Here is a 23,632-nt window from a genome sequence, read left to right on the forward strand (position 1 = left end):
TCAGTTGAAATTTTGAGGTGTCAAGTATAAGAAAAACGTACACATTCACTAAAGGACGAGCGAATGCGAGTTTTTCTAATAATATGCTCTGCGGTGTTACTATGGAGTAGGGAGTATAGTAAAATAGATAAAGTGAAACTTCAATCAGTGGGCGTTTTCATTCTTCCCCACTGATTGTTAGTTGAACGAATCGGGGTGTTAACGTCCGTTTACTCCCACTAAAAACTCACGGTTTCACCTCATGTTTTGAAGTGGGGTCTTACGGACGGTTGCACCGGGATAAATCACATAAATTGAGTGAAGCACAAAAGAAAGAAGGAAGAAGGATGAAGAGACAGCATGATTTTACACAGGGAAATATATTAAAACAGCTCATACTCTTTTCTGGACCTATCATGCTGGCGAATCTGCTTCAGACGTCTTACCAGGTTGTCGACAGTTTATGGGTGGGGAATCTGCTAGGCGCTAATGCACTTGGTGCTGTCGCAGTGTCAAGTACGATCGTCTTTACCGTATTATCTTTTGTTATAGGAATGAATAATGCGGCGTTAACCATCTTATCTCAACAAAAAGGCAAGAACAATGCAACTGGGTTGGAAAATTATCTCAACGCCTTCGTTGTATTATTAGCAATGATTTCTATCGGTCTAGGTATTACAGGTTTTTTCCTGACAGATTGGCTGCTATCCGTTCTTGGCACACCTGAAGAGATGATGGGCTTGGCTGCAAGTTATTTAAGGATTAATTTCCTTGGGATTTTATTTTTATTTGGCTACAATTTCATCGGTACTATATTACGTTCTATGGGTGATAGCAAGACACCACTGTTATTCGTGGTAACAGCAGTTTGTTTAAATATCATCCTTGATCCTTTATTTATCAGTTACTTCGGTTTTGGGGTCGAAGGTGCAGCATATGCAACTATTTTATCCCAAGGAATTTCCTTTATCGTTGGGTTGGTATTCATATTACATCGCAGACTAGTGCCTTTTACTGTACCTAAGCTGCCGCAGAGGCATGAAATTAAGTTGATTTTAAATCTCGGTATACCTTCTGGCTTACAAATGGCCGTTATTTCTGCAGGTGTGGCAGCTATTATGAGTGTGGTAACAGGGTTTGGTCCTAGTGTAGTGGCTGGATTTAGCGCTGCACAAAGGCTCGATAGTATTCTCATGCTGCCTGCACATGCGCTCGGCACCTCTGTTAGTAGCATGGCCGGACAAAACATCGGATCTGATGACTGGGGCAGGGTAAATAAGATTGCTAAATACGGTGTTTTGTATAATTTTACGATTATGCTCTTAGTTGGGCTCCTTGTATTTCTTCTGGCAGATTACGGTGTTCGATTGTTTATTGATGATCCTCAATCCATAGTCTTTGGTACCACTTATTTGCAAATCATTGCCTTTTGCTACCCGTTTCTTGGCATAAATTTTATTTTAAATGGTATCGTGCGCGCAGCCGGTGCAATGTATCAGGTATTGGCATTAAACATACTATCCTTTTGGGTATTGCGCTATCCATTAACAGCGTTCTTTTCAGGAATGCTAGGTGAAACAGGTATTGCGATTGGGATGGGGAGTAGTTTTCTTATCAGCAGTCTGGTTGCTTATTTGTATTACCAGTTTGGCGGATGGAGGAAGAAGGAACTGTTTAAGAAAAAGCATGGAGGATAAATATGAAACGTTTAAGTCTCGCATTCATAGGAATCATTTCGGGTTTATTTTTAGGGGGATTCTTGTGGGTCGTTCAAATTATAACTACTATAAATGTATATACATTACTAATAAATGTTGACTATATTCCTTTATTAAAGGAATGGAATATGCATCGTTTAACCGAACTTATCTTGCATATTATTATATCCATAATAGTTGTTTTTGTCCTGTATGCTATTTTCAAACGATGGGGCATGCAACATCGTGTCTTCCCATATGTGCTGGCCAATGGTGTTATAGGTGTTCTGCTTTATGGGACAACCGCTTTCTCTACCCGGACCCCAGCGCTTCTTGACTATTTCGCTATCTTTTATTGGATACTCGGGCATCTCTTATACGGTTTAATCGTTGGCATCTTCTTGCAAAAGCTTGAAAGGACGTTCCCATGAAACGAAGGAAACGTCACATAAAAGCAATTAAACGTGCGACAATACTATTTTTATTATTTAGTGGGATATTTTTGATTCTTTCCTTTTTCACGAGTGAGAAAAGCAATATTACAGAAAATAGTAGGAAGCCAAAGATTAGTGAGGAAATCAGACAATACCAACCTTTAGTTAAAATGTATGCAGAGCAATACGGTGTCGAAGACTATATGGATGTCATCCTGGGAATTATGATGCAGGAATCTGGAGGGAGAGGTCAGGATCCTATGCAGGCATCTGAAAGCTATTGTGGTGAAAGAAACTGTATTGAGGATCCAGAGCTTTCAATAAAACAAGGTGTTTCATATTTTTCCAAAACATTAGATGAAGCGAACGGGGATGTGCAGCTTGCTGTTCAATCCTATAATTTCGGTTTAGGCTTTATTGATTTTGTTCAAGAACGGTCTGGAGAATACTCACAGGAGACCGCCATCAACTTTTCACAGTATATGTATGAACAGGACCCGGATAAAGAAAAATATCGTTGTTTGCGAGAAGGCTCGCGGGAGCTAGATGCATGCTATGGAGACATTTACTATGTTAATGCGGTGATGGGGTATCGAGACGTCATAGAAGCAGAAGCCCAGTGAAACATGATATGATGAACAGACAACATCTAATCAAAAGGAGGTAAAGTTTATGGGGAAGGCTATATTCACGAATAAGGCACCTGCTGCAATTGGTCCTTATTCTCAAGCAATCGAGGCTGGCGATTTTATCTATGTTTCAGGGCAAATCCCGATTAACCCTTCAACCGGTGAGGTAGTAGAAGGAATTGAAAGTCAAACAGAGCAAGTATTACAAAATTTAAGTGCCATACTGGAAGAAGCAAAGGTCACGTTTGAAGATGTCGTAAAATTTACGATCTATTTGAAAAGCATGGATGACTTTGCAACCGTAAATGAAATTTATGGAAAGTACTTAACTGAACCATATCCTGCAAGAGCTACCGTAGAGGTTAGCCGTTTACCGAAGGATGTCCTCGTAGAAATGGACGTCGTCGTTTATCGCAAATAATAGGAGGTTTATATTTTGGAAAACTTTACGTATCATAACCCAACGAAGTTAATTTTCGGCAGAGGTCAAATGGATGCACTGCCTAACGAGGTTGCACAATATGGAAAAAAAGTGCTTATTGTCTATGGCGGTGGAAGCATAAAGCGTAACGGAATTTATGATAGTGTGCTAACAAAGCTCGATGGAATTGATGCAGAAGTATTCGAATTAGCTGGAGTGGAGCCAAACCCAAGAATTTCTACTGTTCGTAAAGGGGTAGAAATCTGTAAGACTGAAGGAATTGAGTTTCTGCTTGCGATAGGTGGCGGAAGCACAATTGACTGCACAAAAGCTATCGCTACAGGTGCTAAAACAGATACAGATATGTGGGACATTGTGACTAAGAAAGAACAAGCAACAGATGCATTGCCTTTCGGTACAATCCTTACTTTAGCAGCAACCGGTTCAGAAATGAATCGTGGCTCTGTTATTACCAATTGGGAGACAAACGAAAAACATGGATGGGGGCCCCCGTACACAAGTCCAAAATTCTCTATCTTGGATCCAGCCCATACGTATTCCGTGCCACGGGATCAAACAGTATATGGCATTGTTGATATGATGTCACATGTGCTTGAGCACTATTTCCATCAAACGACTAACACACCAATTCAGGATAGATTCTGTGAGTCAATACTAAAAACAGTAATGGAAACTGCTCCAAAACTGTTGGAAGATATGGAGAACTACGAATACCGTGAGACGATTATGCTAAGCGGAACCCTTGCTTTAAATGATATGTTGAACATGGGATTCAGAGGAGATTGGGCAAGCCACAACTTGGAACATGCCGTTTCAGCAGTGCATGATATTCCCCATGGTGGTGGATTGGCAATTTTATTCCCGAACTGGATGAAGCATGTAATTGATGAAAAGAACGAAGGTCGCTTCAAGCAAATGGCAGTCCGGGTGTTTGATGTAGAGACATCTGGGAAGTCTGACAGGGAAGTAGCTTTAGAAGGAATTAACCAGTTAAGAGCATTCTGGAGTAGCATTGGCGCACCAGCAACGCTTGCAGATTACGATATTGAAGAAAATAGTGTTCAGGAAATGGCTGAAAAGACGGTTGTAGCAAGTCCGCAATTTGGAAACTTTAAGAAGCTAACCCAAGAGGATGCTGTCGAAATTTATAAAGCAAGTTTATAAAATCCGACGAAATATTTCCCGGGAAATTGTTTTGTCATATTATGGTTAGAAAAGCGCGGATTCGCTCACTAGTAACGAACCCGCGCTTATATTCATAAAAAAGAACTGGCTATTATTGATAAACGGCCAGTTCTTCTTTTATAGCTATTCGTATTTTATCTAAACATTCTTCAGGTGTGTTACCGAAAATGCGTCTGTTATTAATAAGTGCATATGGTTTTACTCTGCACAAACCGCAAAAAGATAAACATTCGTTCATCAAAACGGCTACTTCTGGAAATTCCTTTTCCAAAATTTCTTCTATATTAATTGTAGTGATTGCATTTCCGTCACAGACCTCAACTACGACTATACCCATACGATCACGTACCTTCTATTGAAATTCTATCCTAATATAGGACTCTGTTAGTTTTAGCATATATTTAAAAAGAAATCAATCGTTTGGTTTTTGTACCTTGCTGGAAATGTAGAAAAGTTTGGCTAGATAGCAATGTATACGTAGTTAACCAACTCGATGTTTATTGCTCTGTTCGATCAACGAAACTCATGCTGACCCAGTGACGTTTCCTCCATCTACGTAACATAAAGACTCCTCTCAGCCATTCATCCGCGATAAACGCAATCCAAATTCCAATGAGCCCAAGATCTAAAAAGATCCCGAAGAACCATGCAAACGTTACGCTGATTCCCCACATGGAAGCAATGCCTATATAAACGGGGAACTTTACATCGCCAGCAGCTCGTAATGAACTGATCATTACTAAATTAAACGCTCTTCCAGGCTCTAAAATGACAGTCATAAGGAGAAGGAAGGCACCAGTTTCAAGGATGGTTGGATTGTCTGTGAAAATGCCAAGTAACTGGTCGTGCAGTATATAGACGATGCCTGCTGTTGCCAAGGAAATGAAAATAGAAATTCGCAGGCTCTTAATCGCACGTTCATAAGCATCTTCTATCTTCCCTGCGCCAATCATATGGCCAATTAAAATTTGGGTTCCCTGACCGATGGCAATCGAGAAGAGAAAAATGAACATCATGATGTTTTGGGCATATACTTTAGTTGTAATAGCTACAGTACCAAGCTGTGCTACAAAGTATGTGATAACCATTTGACTAGCATTATAGGAAAGCTGTTCACCGGCAGATGGGATACCAATCTGCAGTAACCCTTTTACATGCTGCTTTGGATAACGAAGAAATCGGGAAAAGTCTAGCTCACCTTGCGTACGTTTAATAAGAAGTAATAACAGTACAACAAAACCGATGAAACGGCTAATGGCGGTGGAGTAAGCCACACCTGCTACACCAAAGACAGGAAATCCGAAAGGTCCAAAGATAACGAAATAGTTTCCGACCACATTTAATATATTCATACCAATAGTGACCATCATCGTATCCTTTGTATGTCCATAGCTTCGTAAAATAGCACCAGTCGTCATAATGAGTGCCTGAACAAAAATAAGTCCCCCAACAATTTGCATGTAGGCTGTAGCTTCACCCATTATTTCATTTGGAAGGTCCATGATACGTAGGATACTTTTTGCGCCAAGAAACAGTGCGACACTTAATAGAAGGGAGAACCAGAGATTTAAGCTAATCGAAAGTACAGAAATTTCTCCGGCTTGTTTGCTGCGATTCGCCCCAAGGTTTTGTGCAATTAATATTGCTGCCCCTTGTGCTACGAAACCGAACATAACGATTACAACAGAGAGTATTTGATTGGATACGCCAACAGCAGCAACAGCCTTATCCGAATACTGGCTGAGCATAAGTGTATCGGCATTTCCCATCAGCATATGCAGGAGTATTTCTACAAAAATAGGCCACGTAAGAGCGAACAACGTGAGATGCTTCGTTTTATTTTCTTTCATTCAGACCCCTCTTTCCTTTCAAAATAAAGAATATATCCATTAACTAATGGCTGAATAAATGCAATTTGGTATAGGACAATAAAGACAGTCTACCTTTTATTATAGAAAATAAAAAGGTACAAATTCATTACATAATTACTGATCAAAATGGAGCAAGTAGCCCCCACGCCATCTAGAAGTTAACAATAAAAAACATCCCAAGTGGGCAAAGGCTCCCTGGGATGTTATAGAGCGTCATGCGTTTTTTAAAAATCTACTCAGTAAAAGGTGGTTAACTAGTTAATGTCGTGAGGCGGAAAAAGAATGATTGTGTCTTCCACTATATTCATGTTTATACCATGTCACAAGCATGATGATGCCACTAATAATGAGTAATACACTTGTCACAAGAAAAACAGAAGAGAAGCCGAAAAATCCCGACAGCGCTCCGCCTAACGCGGGACCAATAATGTTTCCAAGGAAGCGTAAACTGGTGTTATAGCCGAGCACTTCTCCTTGCATGGAAAGTGGTGCTTCCTGCCTTATATATGCTATACGTACTGGTATAATGCCACCAATTGAAATGCCAAGCAAAAATCTTAGTACAACTAGTTGCCAGATGTTTGTAACAAATGCACCAGGTAAGTAGACTATCCCTGCCATGAATAAAAGGATGATGAGAATCTTAATATAGCCAATTCGATCACCTAACCTGCCCCATCTTCTGGCCATGAGTAAGTTACCGAGCCCGGCTGCTGAAAAGGCCATGCCAGAAAAGAAAGCAATACTCGCGGGACCATGTATTTCGGCTACGAACAAAGACAGGATCGGCTGAATGCTAAAGTGTGCTATTTGAACGAGTACGGAAATCAACATAACAACAAGCAAGACAGGTTTACTTATAATATGAAGTATGACCTCTTTACTCGAGTAGGATTTATAATCCGAATCATCTTCAGAAATTCTCAAATTCAGTTCTTTAATGCCAAAGAAAACAATAATAGCAGAAAGAAATACGGTTAGAGATACCCATTTAAAGGTACTCGCATAACCAAACGCATCTGCAAGGACCCCACCGAGTAATGGACCCATTAACGTTCCTGTAATACTCCCGGTTTGCAGGGTTCCTAAGACCTTCCCAGCAACTTCCTTAGGAGTCTGTGTAGAAATGAATGCCTGTGACATTGGAATAAATCCAGTTACGATACCCATAAATAAACGCAATAAAAAAAGCTGCCAGACTGTTGTGGCGTAGCCCATTAAAAATACAGATAAACCTAATCCGATGGCTAATATAATGAGGATTCTTTTTCTGCCGTATTTGTCACCTATTCTCCCCCAGATCGGCGAAAAGAGAAAAGCAGATACGAACGTTATAGCAAAAATCCATCCTGACCAATTCTGTACATAAGCATCAGAGAAATTCCCCATTGATTCTATATATAAAGAGATAAATGGCAGCACCATCGTGATACTTCCGGCAATAAAAAAGTTAGCTAACCACATGATAGCTAAGTTTCGTTTTACTAAACTATTCTGATCAATGATTGCAATGCCCTTCTTTCTTAAACTTATTTCGTTACCCTAAATATATCTTATTTTACCCTTTGTTTAAAGTTATTTGCATTCTTTTTCTTAACAATTCAACTGTATTCATTTATACCCGAAAAAGGTATAATAGTTACAAGGGATATTGCCAAATGGACAGGCATATGCTAAAGAGAAGTGCAGACAGCCACATGGAGTTGGACCCTCGCACAACAACCTTCTTATTATCTTAAGAAAAAAGGGGAAACGAAGATGAAAAAATATACGATGAAAAAAATATTTACTCTTATGCTTATTGCATTATTTATGGTGGGAACTTCCGTACAAGTAATGGCCGATAGTGGTGCCAGTGATTCAGACAGTATTAATGAAAAGCTTGGAGCTCCAATTGTTGTATATGGGGACACTTTATCGGAATCACAGAGAGAAGAGGTTCGAAGCCTACTAAAGGTTGCTGATGCTACAGCAGTACAAGAATACAATGTTACAGGAGAGGATATAGCGAAATATATTAACGGTGATGTGCACTCCAATATGTATTCAAGTGCAAAGATAGTGCGGCAAGAGGAAGGAAATGGTCTGACGATCAATATTGTAACACCAGAAAATATAACGGAAGTAACAAAGGAAATGTATGCCAATGCGTTGCTTACTGCTGGTGTTGAAAATGCCACCGTTGATGTTGCCTCACCTGTAAAGGTTAGTGGTCATTCTGCTTTGACAGGTATTTATAAAGCGTATGATGTAGAGGGAGAAGAGCTCGACAAGGAACGGATGGAATTAGCTAGTGACGAACTCGATGTTGCTACAGATCTTGCGGAAAAAGAAGGCATGGATCAAGAGAAAGTAAGTGAGTTGTTAGCTGAGATTAAGAAGATGATTGCAGAGCAAAACCCTGCAACAAAAGAGGAAGTTGAACAAATTGTTGAAGATCAATTAAGCAAGTTGAACATCACTTTAAGTGATGCGGATAGACAAATGCTAGTTGATTTATTTAATAGAATGCGTGACCTTAATATAAATTTTGATCAGGTAAAAAATCAATTAGAGGATATTGCTTCAACAATTAAAGATAAAGCTGATGAACTCGGCTTAGATGAGGGATTTTGGGAGAAGGTAGGAAACTTTTTCAGAGAAATCTTCCAATCTCTAAGTAACCTGATAAAAGGTTTATTTAACTAGATATAATTGGGGGATGTGTAACAAAAGTCGTTGTTATCCATAAATAAGTGGGCAAGGAGAAGGCTTGACGCATAATGCATTTGTGCACTTATCCATCTCTACCTAATGATCAAACCATTTAAAAGCAGATTTTAAATATTGCAATAAAAGCACTCTTGACCTCGCGGGGCTATGAGTGCTTTTATTGTGATTATTTTGTTTTATGGATACCAACCACGCGTTTTTCAGAATTACGCATGCTTAAAAAGACAGGTTATACCATAATAAAGTGCAAAGCATTACAGCTATTGTTATTACACCTACTATGAAAGGAATTAAGTAGTTTTGCGGTACGAGTTCTGATAGTGGACGCCTGTCCTTATCATGCATACGACTAAAAAAATGCTGAAAACTATAAAACACAATATCAAAAAACCGGCCTTTCAACACATAGCCAGCTAATGAATATAGGATGAAGAAGGTACCAACAACAAAGGAGACATTTGTATAGGACAGAAGGTTAAGCCCTTTGTAAAAAATAAAAGAGAACAAGAGGATTAATAATTGTGATATTACCATCCACCACAAGATTTTTTTTAACATATTATCAACTTCCTTAAAAGAATATATGAATCATTATATCACTAGTTAGTTAAAAAATTATAAATCCTATTATTGGACAAAGAAATAAGGGTAAGAGAAGGGGGTCCTTGTTAACACAAGCTAGACTAAAGTCCCGTTAATTAAATTACCAGTAAATAGCAATATTTTAAAAGTTTGGTATTTTAAATATTGGAAAAATTATGAAATAAAGCGCTGGTTTTGTCGAAAATTGTTTGAAGATTCCCCTTATAAACCCTTATAACACGCCAGTTTTACCTATTTTGCGACGTAAAATGTCAAATTTTATCGAATTAAAAGACAATTTACAATTAATTTCCTTGTTTGTATAATAACTATTGTGAATAAGAAAAGGGAGTGTAAAAAGTGAAAAAGTCAAAATATTATCTCATTATTGCTTTAGCTTTAACAGTAGGATTAGTACTTTCTGCCTGTAACTCTGGTTCAGATTCTGGCAGTGGTGATGGAGGAGATAGTAACAATTCCTCAGAGTCAGGAAAACAAGTCCTAAATATGATAGAAACAGCAGAAATTCCGACTGGCGACCCGGCACTAGCTACAGATGCCTCAAGCTTTATTGTTTTTGGACAAACAATGGAAGGTCTATATATTTTAGATGAAAATGATAACCCTATCCCAGCAATAGCCGATGGGGAGCCTGAAATAAGTGAAGATGGAAAGGAATACACTTTTAAATTGCGTGAAGATGCAAAATGGTCTAACGGTGACTCAGTCACTGCAAACGATTTTGTTTATGCTTGGAAAAGAGCAGTAGATCCTGATACTGGATCACAATATGCTTACATGTTTTCTGGAATTATAGAAAATGCAACGGCGATCATAAATGGAGAAGCTGATCCAGAAGAATTGAGTGTAGAAGCCACTGATGATTATACATTAAAGGTAACTCTTGAAGAACCGGTTGAGTATTTGAATTCATTACTTGCATTTGGAACATATTTACCATTAAATGAAGAGTTCGTTGAAGAAAAAGGTGACGATTTTGGTACAAATAGTGACAATATGCTAGCAAACGGTCCATTTGTACTTGAAGAGTGGGATGGTACAGGCCTAAATTGGAAATATGCTAAAAATGACGAATATTACGATCTAGAAAACGTAAGCTTAGATGAAGTAAATGTACAGATTTCTAAAGAACCAGGTACAGCGGTTAACTTATTTGAAACTGGAAAAGCAGATCGTACAGCTGCCTTAAGCGCTGAATATGCGAAACAGTACAAAGGTAACGAGAATGCTGCTACGTTTGAAGAAGGAAGCTCTTGGTATTTGAAGTTTAACCAAGAACGTAATGGTGAAGAAACTCCATTAGCTAATGAGAATATTCGTAAAGCGTTAGCTATGTCTTTTGACAAAGAGGCTTATACTGAACAGGTACTATCTAACGGTTCCGTTCCAGCTGACGGTTATGTGCCAAGAGGCTTGGCAAAAAATCCGGAGTCTGGTGAGGACTTCAGAGAAGAAAGTGGAAGTTTAATTTCATATGATGTAGAAAAAGCTCAAGAGTATTGGGAAAAAGGCTTGGAAGAATTAGGCGTTGATGAACTTAACCTAGATTATCTAAGTGATGATACAGAAAATGCCAAAAAAACGTCTGAGTATTTCAAAAATCAATTGGAAACAAATCTTGAAGGTCTAACTGTTAATCTGAAAAATGTACCATTTAAAGTACGTCTTGATACAGTGACGAAGCAAGATTACGATATTGTAATGCATGGTTGGGGGCCTGACTACCTAGATCCAATGACCTTCCTTGACTTGTATGTTACAGACGGTGGAAACAATAATACAGGTTATTCAAGTGAAGAATACGATCAGTTAATTGACGATGCTAAAGTGAAATATGCAAATGATCCTGCTAAACGTTGGGAAGTAATGTTAGAAGCTGAAAAACTTTTAGTTCAAGAGGATACGGTAGTTGCACCTATTTACCAACGCGGAAGATTAACACTGATTAAACCATATGTAAAAGGGTTAGAAGAACATTTATTTGGCCCAGATTATTCACTTAAAAATGTAACAATTGAAAAGTAAGACAAGTAATTAAAAGAATAACCAGCAAAATGGTAAAAGAGGGTATTTCATATACTCTCTTTTATCCGTTTTTGTGCCCATTTATTTAGAAAATTTTCATTTATTTGTGTTTAGGAGGAAACAGGATGGCGAAGTATATTACAAAGCGTATAATTTTTCTAGTTATTACGTTGTTTATTATAGCTTCAGTAACATTTTTCTTAATGAAGTTTCTGCCTGGTACCCCATTTCAAAATGAAGAAAAATTATCAGTTGAACAGCGAGAGATTTTAAATGAGAAGTATGGCTTGGATCAACCGGTACCTATACAATATGCGAATTATATGATCAATATTGTAAAAGGTGATTTGGGAGTATCGTTTCAATTTGACAATCAATCTGTAACGCACCTATTAGCAAATCGAGTAGGACCATCATTACAGCTTGGTTTTCAAGCAATGCTAGTAGGAACAATCATTGGTGTTTTACTTGGTGTACTGGCTGCAATGTTCCAAAATACGTGGATTGATTACGGGAGTACGTTCTTGGCGGTATTTGGAAAATCTATACCATCCTTTGTATTCGCAGCACTCCTTCAATTCGTAATAGGAGTTAAGCTCGGATGGCTCCCCGTCGCTTCATGGGATGGATTTTCCTCATCGATCATGCCCACCATTGCATTAGCAATTTTCCCTATCGCAACAGCAGCTCGTTTTATGAGAACGGAACTGATTGATGTTTTAGGGTCAGACTATATCACATTAGCTAAAGCAAAAGGTAATTCCAGAATGGAAGTATCCTTCAAACATGCTGTCCGCAACGCGCTCATTCCCCTGATAACTGTACTAGGGCCAATGGCCGTTGGATTAATGACCGGCTCCATGGTTGTAGAGCAAATATTTGCTATTCCAGGAATTGGTGAGCAGTTTGTAAAATCCATTCAAACAAATGATTTCCCAATTATTATGGGGACAACACTGTTTTTTGCTTTCTTGTTGACAGTGATCATTTTAATTATCGATATACTTTATGGAATCATTGATCCAAGAATCCGCTTGGCTGGAGGGGATAAATCATGACAAAAAGTGCAGAAGAGATAGAAAAGCACCGGTTTGCACCTGCTCCTCAGCAGAGTGGTGATAATGAGAGAATCGCGAAACCACAACTTTCGTTTGCTAAAGATGCTTGGCTTCGTGTTAGAAAGAATAAAGGTGCACTAATTAGTTTAGTTGTTTTGGCCCTTGTGGTTCTAATGGCTATAATAGGCCCGCATCTTTCTCCTCACGATGGGTACGAACAAGATGTTACAAGAAACAACCTTGCGCCTCGTATCCAAGGTTTAGAGAAATTAGGGATATTTGATGGTACCCAGAAAATTGGTGGGGAAGAAGTAAATAAATATAATGATCTCAACATAGACGATTATTACTGGTTTGGAACAGATAGCCTTGGACGTGATTTATTCACTCGTACTTGGTTGGGAACTAGAGTTTCATTATATATAGCACTTTTAGCAGCAGTTATCGATATGATTATCGGTGTGATTTACGGTTTGATTTCTGGTTTCAGAGGTGGACGAGTTGATAATGTCATGCAACGAATCCTAGAGGTGCTTTCTGGCATACCGAATTTGATCGTTGTAATTTTAATGTTGTTGATTTTAAATCCTGGTATCTTGTCAATTACAATTGCCATGGTTATCACTGGCTGGATCGGAATGGCTAGGGTTGTACGTGGACAAGTATTAAAACTAAAGGATCAGGAGTATATATTAGCTTCAAGAACACTTGGAGCCAAAAACAATAGGTTGCTATTTAAACACTTATTACCAAATTTGTCAGGCGTTATTATTATAAACACGATGTTCACGATACCAAGTGCTATTTTCTTTGAGGCTTTTCTAAGTTTTATTGGAATCGGGTTACAGGCACCAGAAGCATCCCTAGGTACATTAATTTCCGACGGATATAAAACGTTCCAATTCTTGCCTCACTTAATGGTTATTCCATGTATTGTGATTTGTATTATTTTAATAACATGTAATTTAATTGGAGATGGACTTCGTGATGCATTTGATCCAAAAATGCGCGATTAAAATTGAGGTGAAATGGATATGAAAAAACTATTGGAAGTGAAAGATCTTCATATATCGTTCCATACATTTGCAGGAGAAGTACAGGCAATCCGTGGAGTGGACTTTGATTTAAATGAAGGAGAAACGCTTGCGATTGTAGGAGAATCAGGTTCTGGTAAATCGGTAACAACCAAGTCTATTATGCGCTTGCTACCCCCAGGGAATTCTGAAATAAAAGCTGGGAACATCCTTTTTAATGGTAAAGATCTTACCAAAGCATCGGAAAAAGAGATGCAAAAAGTGCGTGGCCAGGATATTTCAATGATTTTCCAGGATCCGATGACCTCTTTGAATCCTACAATGACAATAGGAAAGCAGATTATGGAGCCTTTATTAAAACATCAAAAGTTAAGCAAACAGGAAGCAAAGGAACGTGCAATTAAATTGTTGGATTTAGTTGGAATTCCCAAACCGGAAATTCGCCTAAAGCAATATCCGCATCAATTCTCTGGAGGAATGAGACAGCGTGTGGTAATTGCAATTGCACTCGCTTGTGCTCCCAAAGTACTGATTGCAGATGAACCAACCACTGCTTTGGATGTTACGATACAAGGCCAAATATTGGACTTAATGAAAGATCTACAAAAACAAATAGAGACATCGATTATTTTTATTACGCATGATCTAGGGGTAGTAGCAAATGTTGCTGACCGTGTAGCAGTCATGTATGGTGGTAAAATTGTCGAAATCGGAACAGTGGATGAAATATTTTATAATCCACAACATCCATATACCTGGGGGCTAATTAGCTCAATGCCAAGCCTGGATAGTACAGACGAGGAGCTGTATGTAATCCCTGGTACTCCACCAGACTTGCTTAATCCTCCTAAGGGTGATGCGTTTGCTCAAAGAAACCCTTATGCTATGATGATAGATTTGGAAGAAGAACCACCAATGTTCAAAGTGTCGGACACCCATTTCGCTTCTACTTGGCTTCTACATCCCGATGCACCTAAAGTAGAGCCGCCTAGTGCAGTCAAAGAAAGAATGGCTAAATTCCAAGCGAAAAAAGCTGGTTCTTTGAAAGGGGAAGAGTGATTTGACAGAAAAGCTATTGGAAGTAAAAAATCTTAAACAATATTTTAATGTTGGAAAACCGAAAGAAGTACGAGCTGTTGATGATATAACTTTTGATATATACAAAGGGGAAACATTAGGGCTAGTTGGGGAATCTGGTTGTGGGAAATCGACAACCGGAAGAACGATAATACGTTTATATGATGCTACAGATGGCGAGGTTCTGTATAAAGGTGTTAATGTTCATGGGAAAAAATCTAGTTCTGAGTTAAAGGAATTTAACCAAAAAATGCAAATGATTTTCCAGGATCCTTATGCATCATTAAACCCAAGGATGAAGGTATCTGATATTATTGCAGAGGGAATGGATATCCACGGTCTTGCCAAATCACAAAAAGATCGGGCGGAAAAAGTCTACTCACTATTGGAGACAGTAGGTCTAAATCGTGAACATGCCAACCGTTACCCACATGAATTTTCTGGTGGACAAAGACAAAGGATCGGGATTGCCCGCGCACTAGCGGTAAATCCTGAATTTATCATTGCTGATGAGCCAATTTCGGCTTTGGATGTATCAATTCAAGCGCAAGTAGTCAACCTGTTGAAGAAATTGCAAAAAGAAAAACAGTTAACTTATTTATTCATAGCGCATGATTTGTCTATGATTAAATATATAAGTGACCGTATTGGTGTTATGTATTTTGGGAAGTTGGTTGAACTTGCACCAGCAGAGGATTTATACCGTAATCCCATGCATCCTTATACGCAATCATTACTCTCAGCTATTCCGCTTCCAGACCCTGATTACGAGCGGTCAAGAGTGCGAAAAACTTATGACGCTAGTCAGCATAATTATGAGCAAGAGGAAGAGGTAAAAATGCGTGAAGTAGCACCAGGACATTTTGTCAGCAGTTCAGAGAAAGAGTTTGCAGAATACAAAGCAAAGTATATTGTATAAAAGTTTCACTAGAGAGAAACTACCACATAATTAGTCTAGTTAGATAGAAGGCTCCGGTTATCAATTTTTGATAATCGGAGTTTTTTTACACGTCAGGAAAGTATAAAATTTCAGCAAGGAAGCAAAGAAGGCGCAGTGGAAATTTTGAAGTTCCAAGTATAAGAAAAACTTTCCAATTTGCTAAAGGACAAGTGAATGCGAGTTTTTCTAAGGTTCCTTGTATTTTAAAAGAGTAAATTATGAAATTAATTTAAGTGAAAAAGTTTGAATTCTATCAGTCTAAATCCCTATAATAGCAATAGTTCTAGTGGATAATCAAAAAATATTGAATATTTAAAATATCTAACAATACTATTTTTTTGCACAAAAAATAGTGAAATAATTCTAAATTAGTAGTATAATTTGCTTATAGGTAATTTAGAATTATCTGTTAACTAAATTAGAGAAGAATTAGGAGGGTCAAAGAATGTTAAAGAAGAAATGGTTTTTGCTATTAACTTTGGTTTTTGCTTTAGGTCTTCTATTAGCAGCGTGTAGCGGGGATGATTCGGGAGATGAATCCAGTGGAGACAGTAATGCAGGGGAAGACAGTTCAGATAATTCAGAAGGATCAGATGGGGAAGAGAAGCTTGCTTCTGACCAAACATTTGATATAAACATAAAAACAGAGCCACCTTCACTTAATCCAGGAACCGCGTCGGATACTACTTCCGGAGCTGTACTTGATCAGGTTTTCGAAGGTCTAATGCGAATTAACCAAGATGGCGAAGTGGAAGAAGCAATGGCTGAGTCGTATGAAGTCTCAGATGATCAAAAAACATACACATTTAAAATTCGTGAAGATGCAACTTGGTCAAACGGTGACCCTGTAACAGCGCAGGATTTTGAATATGCTTGGAAATGGGTACTAGATCCTGACCATGCAGATACTGATTATGCTTACCAGCTATATCCAATTAAAGGAGCTCAAGCAGCAAAAGAAGAAGGAGCACCCTTGGATGATGTAGGAATTACGGTAGAAGACGACAAAACACTTGTCGTGGAACTAAACCAAGGAACTCCATATTTCCTTGATCTAACAGCATTTTATACTTATTATCCAGTTAATCACAACGTCGTAGAAGGTAATGATGACTGGGCTCAGGAAGCATCTGACATGTACGTAACCAATGGTCCATTCACTTTGGAATCATGGGCACATAAAGATCAGGTAGTACTTAAGAAGTATGAAGATTACTGGGATGCCGAAACTGTAAAACTTGAAACAATTAACATGTATATGGTTGACGATGCCAATACAGCACTTGAAATGTACAATGATGGAGAATTGGATTGGGCAGGGGATCCAACAAGCTCATTACCACTTCCAGCAATTCCATCTTTGAAGCAGGACGGATCGTTAAATCTATCTTCACTAGCAGGCGTATACTATTATGCATTTAATACAGAAGAGTCACCTTTTGACAATGTAAATATCCGTAAAGCATTTGCTTCAGCGATTAACCGTGAAGGAATTGTTCAAAGTATTACGCAGCGTGAAGAACAGCCTGCAATGGCATTAGTTCCTCCATCAATCTGGGAAGAAAATGAAGAAGGATATTTTGAAGACAATAACGCTGAGCAAGCAAAAGAATATTTAGAAGCTGGCTTGGAAGAATTAGGTATGGATGAGTTACCACAAATAAGTTTATCTTATAATACGGATGAAGGGCATGCTGCAATTGCGCAGGCCGTACAGGATATGTGGAAAGAAAATCTTGGTGTAGATGTTGAGTTAAATAACGAAGAGTGGAACGTATATCTTGACAGCATGAGTGAAGGAAACTTCCAAGCAGGAAGAATGGGTTGGTTAGCTGACTTTAACGATGCGATCAACTTCCTTGAAATCTTCCAATCAGTTGGTGGAAATAACTATACAAATTGGGAGAGCGAAGAGTACTCCGATCTACTTGAGCAATCAAGAACAGAGGGCGATGCTGATGCACGTAAAGAAATCTTACGTGAAGCAGAGAAGCTGTTTATGGATGAGATGCCAATTGCTCCAGTATACTTCTATACAAACGCATGGTTAAGTAAAGACTATGTTAAAAATATCGAAGTTTCTGGACTTGGAGGAGTACAATTTAAGTGGGGTTATCTAACAGAAGAGTAAAAAAAGATTATAAACAATAATGGAGTATAGGGGTATATAAATTATATACCCCTATACTCCCCATATCTTTTAACACAGAAATTTTCAGAAAATAACAACACGACTATTAAACTCCTAGAAAGAATAATGAACAAAACAGCGAAGCTCTTACTAGAGCTTTGTTTATCAGCTGTGTATCTGACACCAAAATGTTGGGTGACTCGGTACTTTTTAGGGGGGGGTGAACATTTCACCCTCTTTAATTTTGGAATTAACTAAATACTGCGTTTATTTAGAAAGAAAAGTGGAGGTGTGTACATTTGGCTAGATATCTGCTGAAACGACTTGTTTACATTGTTGTTTCCTTGTTTTTAATCGTAACCATTACTTTTTTCTTGATGCAAGCCGCCCCAGGTGGGCCCTTTGCAGCCGAAAAAAAATTGACTCCCGCAATAGAGGCACAAATGAACGAAGCATATGGGTTAGATGAACCATTGCACGTACAGTATATAAATTATGTGGTCAACGCTTTTTCCTTTGATTTTGGTCCTTCCTTTAAATATGTTGGTCAAGATGTAACGGAAATTATAGCAAGGAGCTTTCCATATTCGCTAATACTAGGTCTGGAAGCTATTCTTATCGCCTTATCAATTGGCGTGTTACTAGGGGTTATTGCGGCCGTAAAGCATAACAAGTTTGGTGATTATACGGCAATGGTAATTGCGGTACTAGGTATCTCGGTTCCAAGCTTTATAATGGCAACTATTCTTCAGTATATATTTGCTATAAAGCTGGGAGCGTTACCTGTTGCTAGATTTGATTCATTCTGGCATTCTATCCTTCCTGCCGTGGCACTTGCTACGACACCACTCGCATTTATTGCACGACTTATGCGTTCCAGTATGCTGGAAGTACTTAATTCGGATTATATAAAGACGGCAAAATCCAAAGGGATGAGCCAAAAAGTAGTAACATACAAACACGGACTTCGAAATGCCATACTTCCAGTAGTATCTTATTTGGGGCCACTGGTTGTTAGCATCCTTACGGGAAGTTTTATTATTGAGAGTATCTTTGGTATTCCCGGATTGGGCAGTGAGTTTGTACAGAGTGTAACGAATCGTGATTACACAGTAATTATGGGTACGACAGTATTCTTCAGTGTACTACTACTTATATCAATTCTTCTAGTGGACTTATTGTATGGTCTCGTTGATCCACGAATTAAGGTTACTGGCAAGGGAGGCAAATCGTAATGGCACAAACACAATTGAAGGATTCAGATTTCGAACCACTATACGTGGATGAAAATGAAGCTGAGAAAATTGCAGGAGAAAGTAACTCCTATTGGAAGGATGCCTGGCGTCGTTTTAAAAAGAATAAACTCGCACTTTCTGGCGTGGTCGTCATCATTCTATTAGGAATCATGTCTTTTATTGGCGGACCGATATCAGGACATAATTATTTTTCAAACGACCTTTTAAGCGCAAACAAACAACCTTCTGCAGAACATTGGTTTGGGACAGACAACCTTGGTAGGGATATCTTTGCAAGAACGTGGTATGGTGCCAAAATTTCGTTGTTTATTGGACTAATGGCAGCCTTGATTGACCTTATTATTGGAATTATTTGGGGTTCTATTGCAGGCTTCTTTGGCGGAAAAGTAGATGAGTATATGATGCGTGTTGCGGATATTCTATACGGTGTGCCATATCTTCTTGTTGTAATATTGCTAATGGTAATACTTCCACAGGGCCTATGGACGCTGATTATAGCGATGACAATTACTGGTTGGATAAATATGGCCAGAATTGTTAGAGGACAGGTTATGCAATTAAAGTCTGAGGAATATGTACTTGCTTCCCAGTCTCTTGGAGCGAGTAATGTAAGATTGCTATTTAAACATCTTGTGCCGAATACAATGGGCCCGATTCTTGTTACGTTAACATTAACTATTCCGACTGCAATCTTTACAGAAGCATTCCTTAGTTTTCTTGGACTTGGTGTCCCTGCACCACTTGCGAGTTGGGGAACCATGTCATCTGATGCATTAGCATCGTTTCAGTACTTCCCATTCCAGCTATTCTTTCCAGCCTTTTTCATTTGTTTGACCATGCTGGCTTTTAACGTAATTGGAGATGGAATGAGAGATGCTCTAGATCCGAAAGAAAGATAGAAAAGGGGAAGATACAAATGAGTAAAATATTAGAGGTGAAAGACCTTTCGATAGCATTTGAAACGTATGGAGGAGAAGTCCAGGCGGTCCGTGGTGTAGAGTTTGACCTACATGAACAGGAAACGTTGGCCATTGTCGGAGAGTCTGGTTCAGGTAAAAGTGTAACTGCACAATCACTTATGAGATTAACTCCGATGCCTCCCGGAAAATTTACCAGCGGTTCGATTATGTTTAATGGCGAAAATCTTGTCGATAAGTCGGACAAGCAAATGGAAGAGATTCGTGGAAGAGACATTAGTATGATTTTTCAGGATCCAATGACATCTCTAAACCCAACTATGACAGTTGGAAAGCAAATTGCTGAAGGCCTGATTAAGCACCAAAATATGTCGAAAAAAGCAGCCCATAATCGTGGGGTTGAGTTGTTAAAACTTGTTGGTATTCCAAATCCAGAAACTAGAATTAATCAATACCCCCATCAATATTCGGGGGGAATGAGGCAACGGGCTATGATTGCAATAGCGCTTGCTTGTGATCCAAAGCTATTGATAGCTGATGAACCTACCACGGCTTTAGATGTAACAATCCAGGCGCAGATACTTGACCTGATGCGTGAAATCCAAAAGAAAACTGGAACAGCTATTATTCTCATTACACATGACCTTGGCGTGGTTGCGAATGCGGCGAGTAGGGTTGCTGTAATGTATGGAGGGAAAATTGTAGAAACAGGGAATGTTGATGAAATCTTTTATCAACCAAAACATCCATATACATGGGGCTTGCTTTCTTCAATGCCAAGTCTAGATAGTAAAGAGGAAGAATTGGAGGCGATACCAGGGTCTCCACCAGATTTAAAGGATCCTCCAAAGGGTTGTCCTTTCGTTACCCGTTGCCCCTATGCAATGAAAGTTTGTGAGAATCACATGCCGGAATATACCGATGTTTCTGCAACACAAAAAACAGCCTGCTGGTTGCTAGATGAGCGTGCTCCTGATGTGGAACCACCTCAATCTGCAAGAGTTGAAGGGGTGAAGACACATGCATAGCAGCAAAGAAAAATTACTAGAAATAAAGGATCTAAAAAAGCATTTTAAACTAGATAGAAAAAATATATTGAAAGCTGTCGATGGTGTTTCATTTGATATTTATAAAGGTGAAACTTTTGGACTTGTAGGGGAATCTGGTTGCGGGAAATCCACTGCAGGAAGAACCATTATGCGATTATACGAGGCAACAGAAGGCAAAGTTGACTTTTATGGCGAAAACGTTCATGGGAAGAAACGTAAAAAGGAATTAAAGAAGTTTAACCAGGATATGCAGATGATTTTCCAAGACCCTTATGCGTCATTAAACCCACGTATGACGGTTAAGGATATTATTGCCGAAGGGCTTGATATCCATAAGCTGGCTCATTCAAGAAAAGAAAGAATGGACAAGGTAAATGAATTGCTAGAAACAGTAGGGCTCAACAGTGAACATGGAAACAGGTATCCCCATGAGTTCAGTGGAGGGCAGCGACAACGTATTGGTATCGCCCGTGCATTGGCAGTAGACCCTAAATTTATTGTAGCTGATGAGCCGATATCTGCACTGGATGTTTCTATTCAAGCACAGGTTGTTAATCTTCTTAAAAGATTACAAAAAGAACATGGGCTTACCTACTTATTCATCGCTCATGACCTGTCCATGGTAAAACATATCAGCGATCGGGTAGGGGTTATGTACTTAGGGAAAATGGCAGAAATTGCGCCAAGTGATGATTTGTACGCAGAGCCTTTGCATCCGTACACACAGGCATTACTAAGTGCTATTCCTATTTCAAACCCAGAAGTAGAGCGTTCCCGCGAGCGTATTATAGTGGAAGGAGATGTACCAAGCCCTGTAAGCCCACCAAGCGGTTGTCGTTTTAGAACAAGATGCCCATTTGCTATGGAGTCATGTGCTAAAGTGGAACCAGAATGGCAAGAGCATACAGAAGGGCATTGGGTTGCATGCCACTTGTATAATGATAAGTACAATCAAGAGTACAAACAAAAACAGGCTAACTAATAGATAGAAGAGGACGGGACATAACTGAAAGTTTTAGTCAAAAGACGGAGGATAGCTAGAATAAGCGTAAGAAATATACGGAGACTCCTATGGGAGGAAGGCCTAGGCGAGACCCCGGAATGCGGAGCATCCGGAGGCTCACCAGCCGCCCATGGAAAGCGAAGTATATTTCTGAAGTGGTTTTTCAATCACTATTCCTTTGGATTTATCATTTGCGTAAATAACTTTGTCCTGGCCTCTTCTTTTCTGTTGTGCATTTATGTAACAAGATACGATATATTAGCAATCTATTGTAATACTAGTGAGATATATAGGTAATTTGACACAAATCTATTATATTTGTAATATTTGAGGCTAGTTTTGGTAATGCTTGTAATAGACTCTTAAAAGTCTTGTAACTGCATTGGCTCTACCCGTGTGGTACGATAGTCAATGTCAGAAATTCAAGGAGGGACTATCGAATGAGAAAATTAGTAGCTTCATTCGCAACAGGCATTATTATTGCTGGCGCTGCTGCAACAACTGTTTCAGCAGAAGAGTACGAGGTAAAACACGGAGACAACCTGTGGGACATTGCAGACGAATATAACACAACCGTAGACGATCTAGTTGACATAAATGAATTAAAATCCACTGTGATACTACCAAAACAAACATTATTTATTAATGAAATGTATGAGGTAGAAAAAGGAGATACGTTAATTGGTATTTCTAAAAAGTTTGATACTACGGTAGAAGATTTGAAAGACTGGAACGAGTTAGACTCTGATTTACTTACAATTGGACAAGAGTTAAAAATTCAGGGTGTAAACGTTGCAGAGGAAAACAAGCCAGCTACCAAAGTTGAAAAGAAAGAAACAAAGGAAAAAGAAGTAACTACACAGAACACTGCTAAAGCCGATAAAGAAGAGAAAGAAGCCAAAGCAGAGAAAACATCGAAACAAACTTCAAATTCCGATCAAAAAGCAGAAGGAAAAACTATCTCTGTAACAGCAACTGCGTACACTGCAAATTGTGATGGTTGCTCTGGTGTTACTTCAACAGGTGTTGATTTAAATGAAAATCCTGATGCAAAAGTAATCGCTGTTGACCCTAATGTAATTCCACTTGGTTCTAAAGTTTATGTGGAAGGTTATGGTTATGCAACAGCTGCCGATATCGGCGGTGCAATTAAAGGTAATAAAATTGACTTGCACGTACCAAATAAAGATGCCGCTTATGACTGGGGCGTACGTACAGTAGATGTTACTGTTGTTGAATAAGTAAACAATTAAAATTAAATATAAGCTTTATAAAATAAAAGGAAAGCATCGTTTAGTAGATGTTTTCCTTTTATTTTTTTATATTAAACATATATATTATCTAAGATTGGATACTAATAGAATGTGAGTTTTCGTCAACTATTTCTGTTGCGTCATCATTGACTTGAGTATAACCAATTACGCCAAACCCAACGATGAGCACTGCAAATAAGGCTACAAGTAATTTCTTCATGCTGATGCCTCCACTAATTTATTTATCCCGCCTTGATTGGCAGTAATCCCCTCATCAATTGAAGGTTCACTTTATATTTTAAGTATAATCGAGAATGTTAGTCTTAGCTATGCTTTT

Annotated in this window: 22 protein-coding genes; 17 read left to right on the forward strand and 5 right to left on the reverse strand. The window is 38.7% G+C overall.

Annotated features, from left to right (window positions below):
- Positions 1 to 326 precede the first annotated feature (326 nt).
- The 5 genes from AC6CHS_RS07335 to AC6CHS_RS07355 are packed head-to-tail and all read left to right on the forward strand — an operon-like array spanning position 327 to position 4,345.
- A complete protein-coding gene (locus AC6CHS_RS07335; protein WP_498235239.1) occupies positions 327 to 1,676 on the forward strand; it encodes an MATE family efflux transporter in 1,350 nt (449 codons plus the stop codon).
- Between the two features lie 2 nt (positions 1,677 to 1,678).
- Entirely contained in the window at positions 1,679 to 2,107 is a 429-nt protein-coding gene (locus tag AC6CHS_RS07340) for a hypothetical protein (protein ID WP_498235241.1), read from the forward strand.
- On the forward strand, positions 2,104 to 2,733 hold the full coding sequence (locus AC6CHS_RS07345; RefSeq protein WP_498235243.1) for a lysozyme family protein: 630 nt from the start codon (positions 2,104 to 2,106) through the stop codon (positions 2,731 to 2,733). Before AC6CHS_RS07340 ends, AC6CHS_RS07345 begins: the two co-directional genes overlap by 4 nt.
- Before the next feature lie 49 nt (positions 2,734 to 2,782).
- Complete coding sequence (locus AC6CHS_RS07350; protein ID WP_498235244.1) at positions 2,783 to 3,160, forward strand: RidA family protein; 378 nt, start codon at positions 2,783 to 2,785, stop codon at positions 3,158 to 3,160.
- Positions 3,161 to 3,175: 15 nt separating this feature from the next.
- Positions 3,176 to 4,345, forward strand: a complete 1,170-nt coding sequence (locus tag AC6CHS_RS07355; RefSeq protein ID WP_498235246.1) for an iron-containing alcohol dehydrogenase — start codon at positions 3,176 to 3,178, stop codon at positions 4,343 to 4,345.
- Positions 4,346 to 4,457: 112 nt separating this feature from the next.
- Here the strand turns inward: AC6CHS_RS07355 and AC6CHS_RS07360 are convergent, their stop codons facing one another.
- The 3 genes from AC6CHS_RS07360 to AC6CHS_RS07370 form a co-directional block, all read right to left on the reverse strand.
- Entirely contained in the window at positions 4,458 to 4,703 is a 246-nt protein-coding gene (locus tag AC6CHS_RS07360) for a YuzB family protein (RefSeq protein ID WP_036577616.1), read from the reverse strand.
- Between the two features lie 160 nt (positions 4,704 to 4,863).
- Positions 4,864 to 6,216: an MATE family efflux transporter gene (locus AC6CHS_RS07365; RefSeq protein WP_498235248.1), complete on the reverse strand. Its 1,353-nt coding sequence runs from the start codon at positions 6,214 to 6,216 to the stop codon at positions 4,864 to 4,866.
- Between the two features lie 279 nt (positions 6,217 to 6,495).
- The gene (locus AC6CHS_RS07370; protein ID WP_498235249.1) at positions 6,496 to 7,701 is read right to left on the reverse strand and encodes an MFS transporter; all 1,206 of its coding nucleotides are present in this window, start codon (positions 7,699 to 7,701) and stop codon (positions 6,496 to 6,498) included.
- 294 nt (positions 7,702 to 7,995) lie between these two features.
- Here AC6CHS_RS07370 and AC6CHS_RS07375 point away from each other — a divergent pair, with 294 nt between their 5' ends.
- Positions 7,996 to 8,925: a DUF1002 domain-containing protein gene (locus AC6CHS_RS07375; protein WP_498235251.1), complete on the forward strand. Its 930-nt coding sequence runs from the start codon at positions 7,996 to 7,998 to the stop codon at positions 8,923 to 8,925.
- A 240-nt stretch (positions 8,926 to 9,165) separates the two neighbouring features.
- On the opposite strand, the gene AC6CHS_RS07380 is transcribed toward AC6CHS_RS07375, so the two are convergent.
- Positions 9,166 to 9,507, reverse strand: a complete 342-nt coding sequence (locus AC6CHS_RS07380; RefSeq protein ID WP_498235252.1) for a DUF3899 domain-containing protein — start codon at positions 9,505 to 9,507, stop codon at positions 9,166 to 9,168.
- Positions 9,508 to 9,891: 384 nt separating this feature from the next.
- Here AC6CHS_RS07380 and AC6CHS_RS07385 point away from each other — a divergent pair, with 384 nt between their 5' ends.
- The 11 genes from AC6CHS_RS07385 (at position 9,892) to AC6CHS_RS07435 (ending at position 23,283) form a co-directional block, all read left to right on the forward strand.
- Positions 9,892 to 11,577 (forward strand): peptide ABC transporter substrate-binding protein, encoded by a 1,686-nt coding sequence (locus AC6CHS_RS07385; RefSeq protein WP_498235253.1) that lies wholly within the window; start codon positions 9,892 to 9,894, stop codon positions 11,575 to 11,577.
- Positions 11,578 to 11,702: 125 nt separating this feature from the next.
- Positions 11,703 to 12,635, forward strand: a complete 933-nt coding sequence (gene opp3b / locus AC6CHS_RS07390; RefSeq protein WP_498235255.1) for an oligopeptide ABC transporter permease — start codon at positions 11,703 to 11,705, stop codon at positions 12,633 to 12,635.
- Entirely contained in the window at positions 12,632 to 13,651 is a 1,020-nt protein-coding gene (gene opp3C / locus AC6CHS_RS07395; RefSeq protein WP_498235257.1) for an oligopeptide ABC transporter permease, read from the forward strand. The genes opp3b and opp3C overlap by 4 nt, the downstream gene beginning before the upstream one ends.
- An 18-nt stretch (positions 13,652 to 13,669) precedes the next feature.
- Complete coding sequence (locus AC6CHS_RS07400) at positions 13,670 to 14,728, forward strand: ABC transporter ATP-binding protein (protein WP_498235259.1); 1,059 nt, start codon at positions 13,670 to 13,672, stop codon at positions 14,726 to 14,728.
- 1 nt (position 14,729) lies between these two features.
- On the forward strand, positions 14,730 to 15,665 hold the full coding sequence (locus AC6CHS_RS07405) for an ABC transporter ATP-binding protein (protein WP_498235261.1): 936 nt from the start codon (positions 14,730 to 14,732) through the stop codon (positions 15,663 to 15,665).
- Between the two features lie 466 nt (positions 15,666 to 16,131).
- Positions 16,132 to 17,817, forward strand: a complete 1,686-nt coding sequence (locus AC6CHS_RS07410) for a peptide ABC transporter substrate-binding protein (protein WP_498235263.1) — start codon at positions 16,132 to 16,134, stop codon at positions 17,815 to 17,817.
- 299 nt (positions 17,818 to 18,116) lie between these two features.
- Positions 18,117 to 19,052, forward strand: coding sequence for an ABC transporter permease (locus tag AC6CHS_RS07415; protein WP_498235265.1), 936 nt, complete (start codon positions 18,117 to 18,119; stop codon positions 19,050 to 19,052).
- Positions 19,052 to 19,972, forward strand: coding sequence for an ABC transporter permease (locus AC6CHS_RS07420; RefSeq protein WP_498235267.1), 921 nt, complete (start codon positions 19,052 to 19,054; stop codon positions 19,970 to 19,972). The genes AC6CHS_RS07415 and AC6CHS_RS07420 overlap by 1 nt, the downstream gene beginning before the upstream one ends.
- 17 nt (positions 19,973 to 19,989) lie before the next feature.
- A complete protein-coding gene (locus AC6CHS_RS07425) occupies positions 19,990 to 21,018 on the forward strand; it encodes an ABC transporter ATP-binding protein (RefSeq protein ID WP_238017821.1) in 1,029 nt (342 codons plus the stop codon).
- The gene (locus AC6CHS_RS07430) at positions 21,011 to 22,021 is read left to right on the forward strand and encodes an ABC transporter ATP-binding protein (protein ID WP_379551464.1); all 1,011 of its coding nucleotides are present in this window, start codon (positions 21,011 to 21,013) and stop codon (positions 22,019 to 22,021) included. The genes AC6CHS_RS07425 and AC6CHS_RS07430 overlap by 8 nt, the downstream gene beginning before the upstream one ends.
- Before the next feature lie 461 nt (positions 22,022 to 22,482).
- Complete coding sequence (locus AC6CHS_RS07435) at positions 22,483 to 23,283, forward strand: 3D domain-containing protein (RefSeq protein WP_498235269.1); 801 nt, start codon at positions 22,483 to 22,485, stop codon at positions 23,281 to 23,283.
- 100 nt (positions 23,284 to 23,383) lie between these two features.
- Here the strand turns inward: AC6CHS_RS07435 and AC6CHS_RS07440 are convergent, their stop codons facing one another.
- Positions 23,384 to 23,515 (reverse strand): hypothetical protein, encoded by a 132-nt coding sequence (locus AC6CHS_RS07440; protein ID WP_498235271.1) that lies wholly within the window; start codon positions 23,513 to 23,515, stop codon positions 23,384 to 23,386.
- Between the last annotated feature and the right edge of the window lie 117 nt (positions 23,516 to 23,632).

This window comes from Oceanobacillus sp. GQ8 (genome assembly GCF_059758495.1).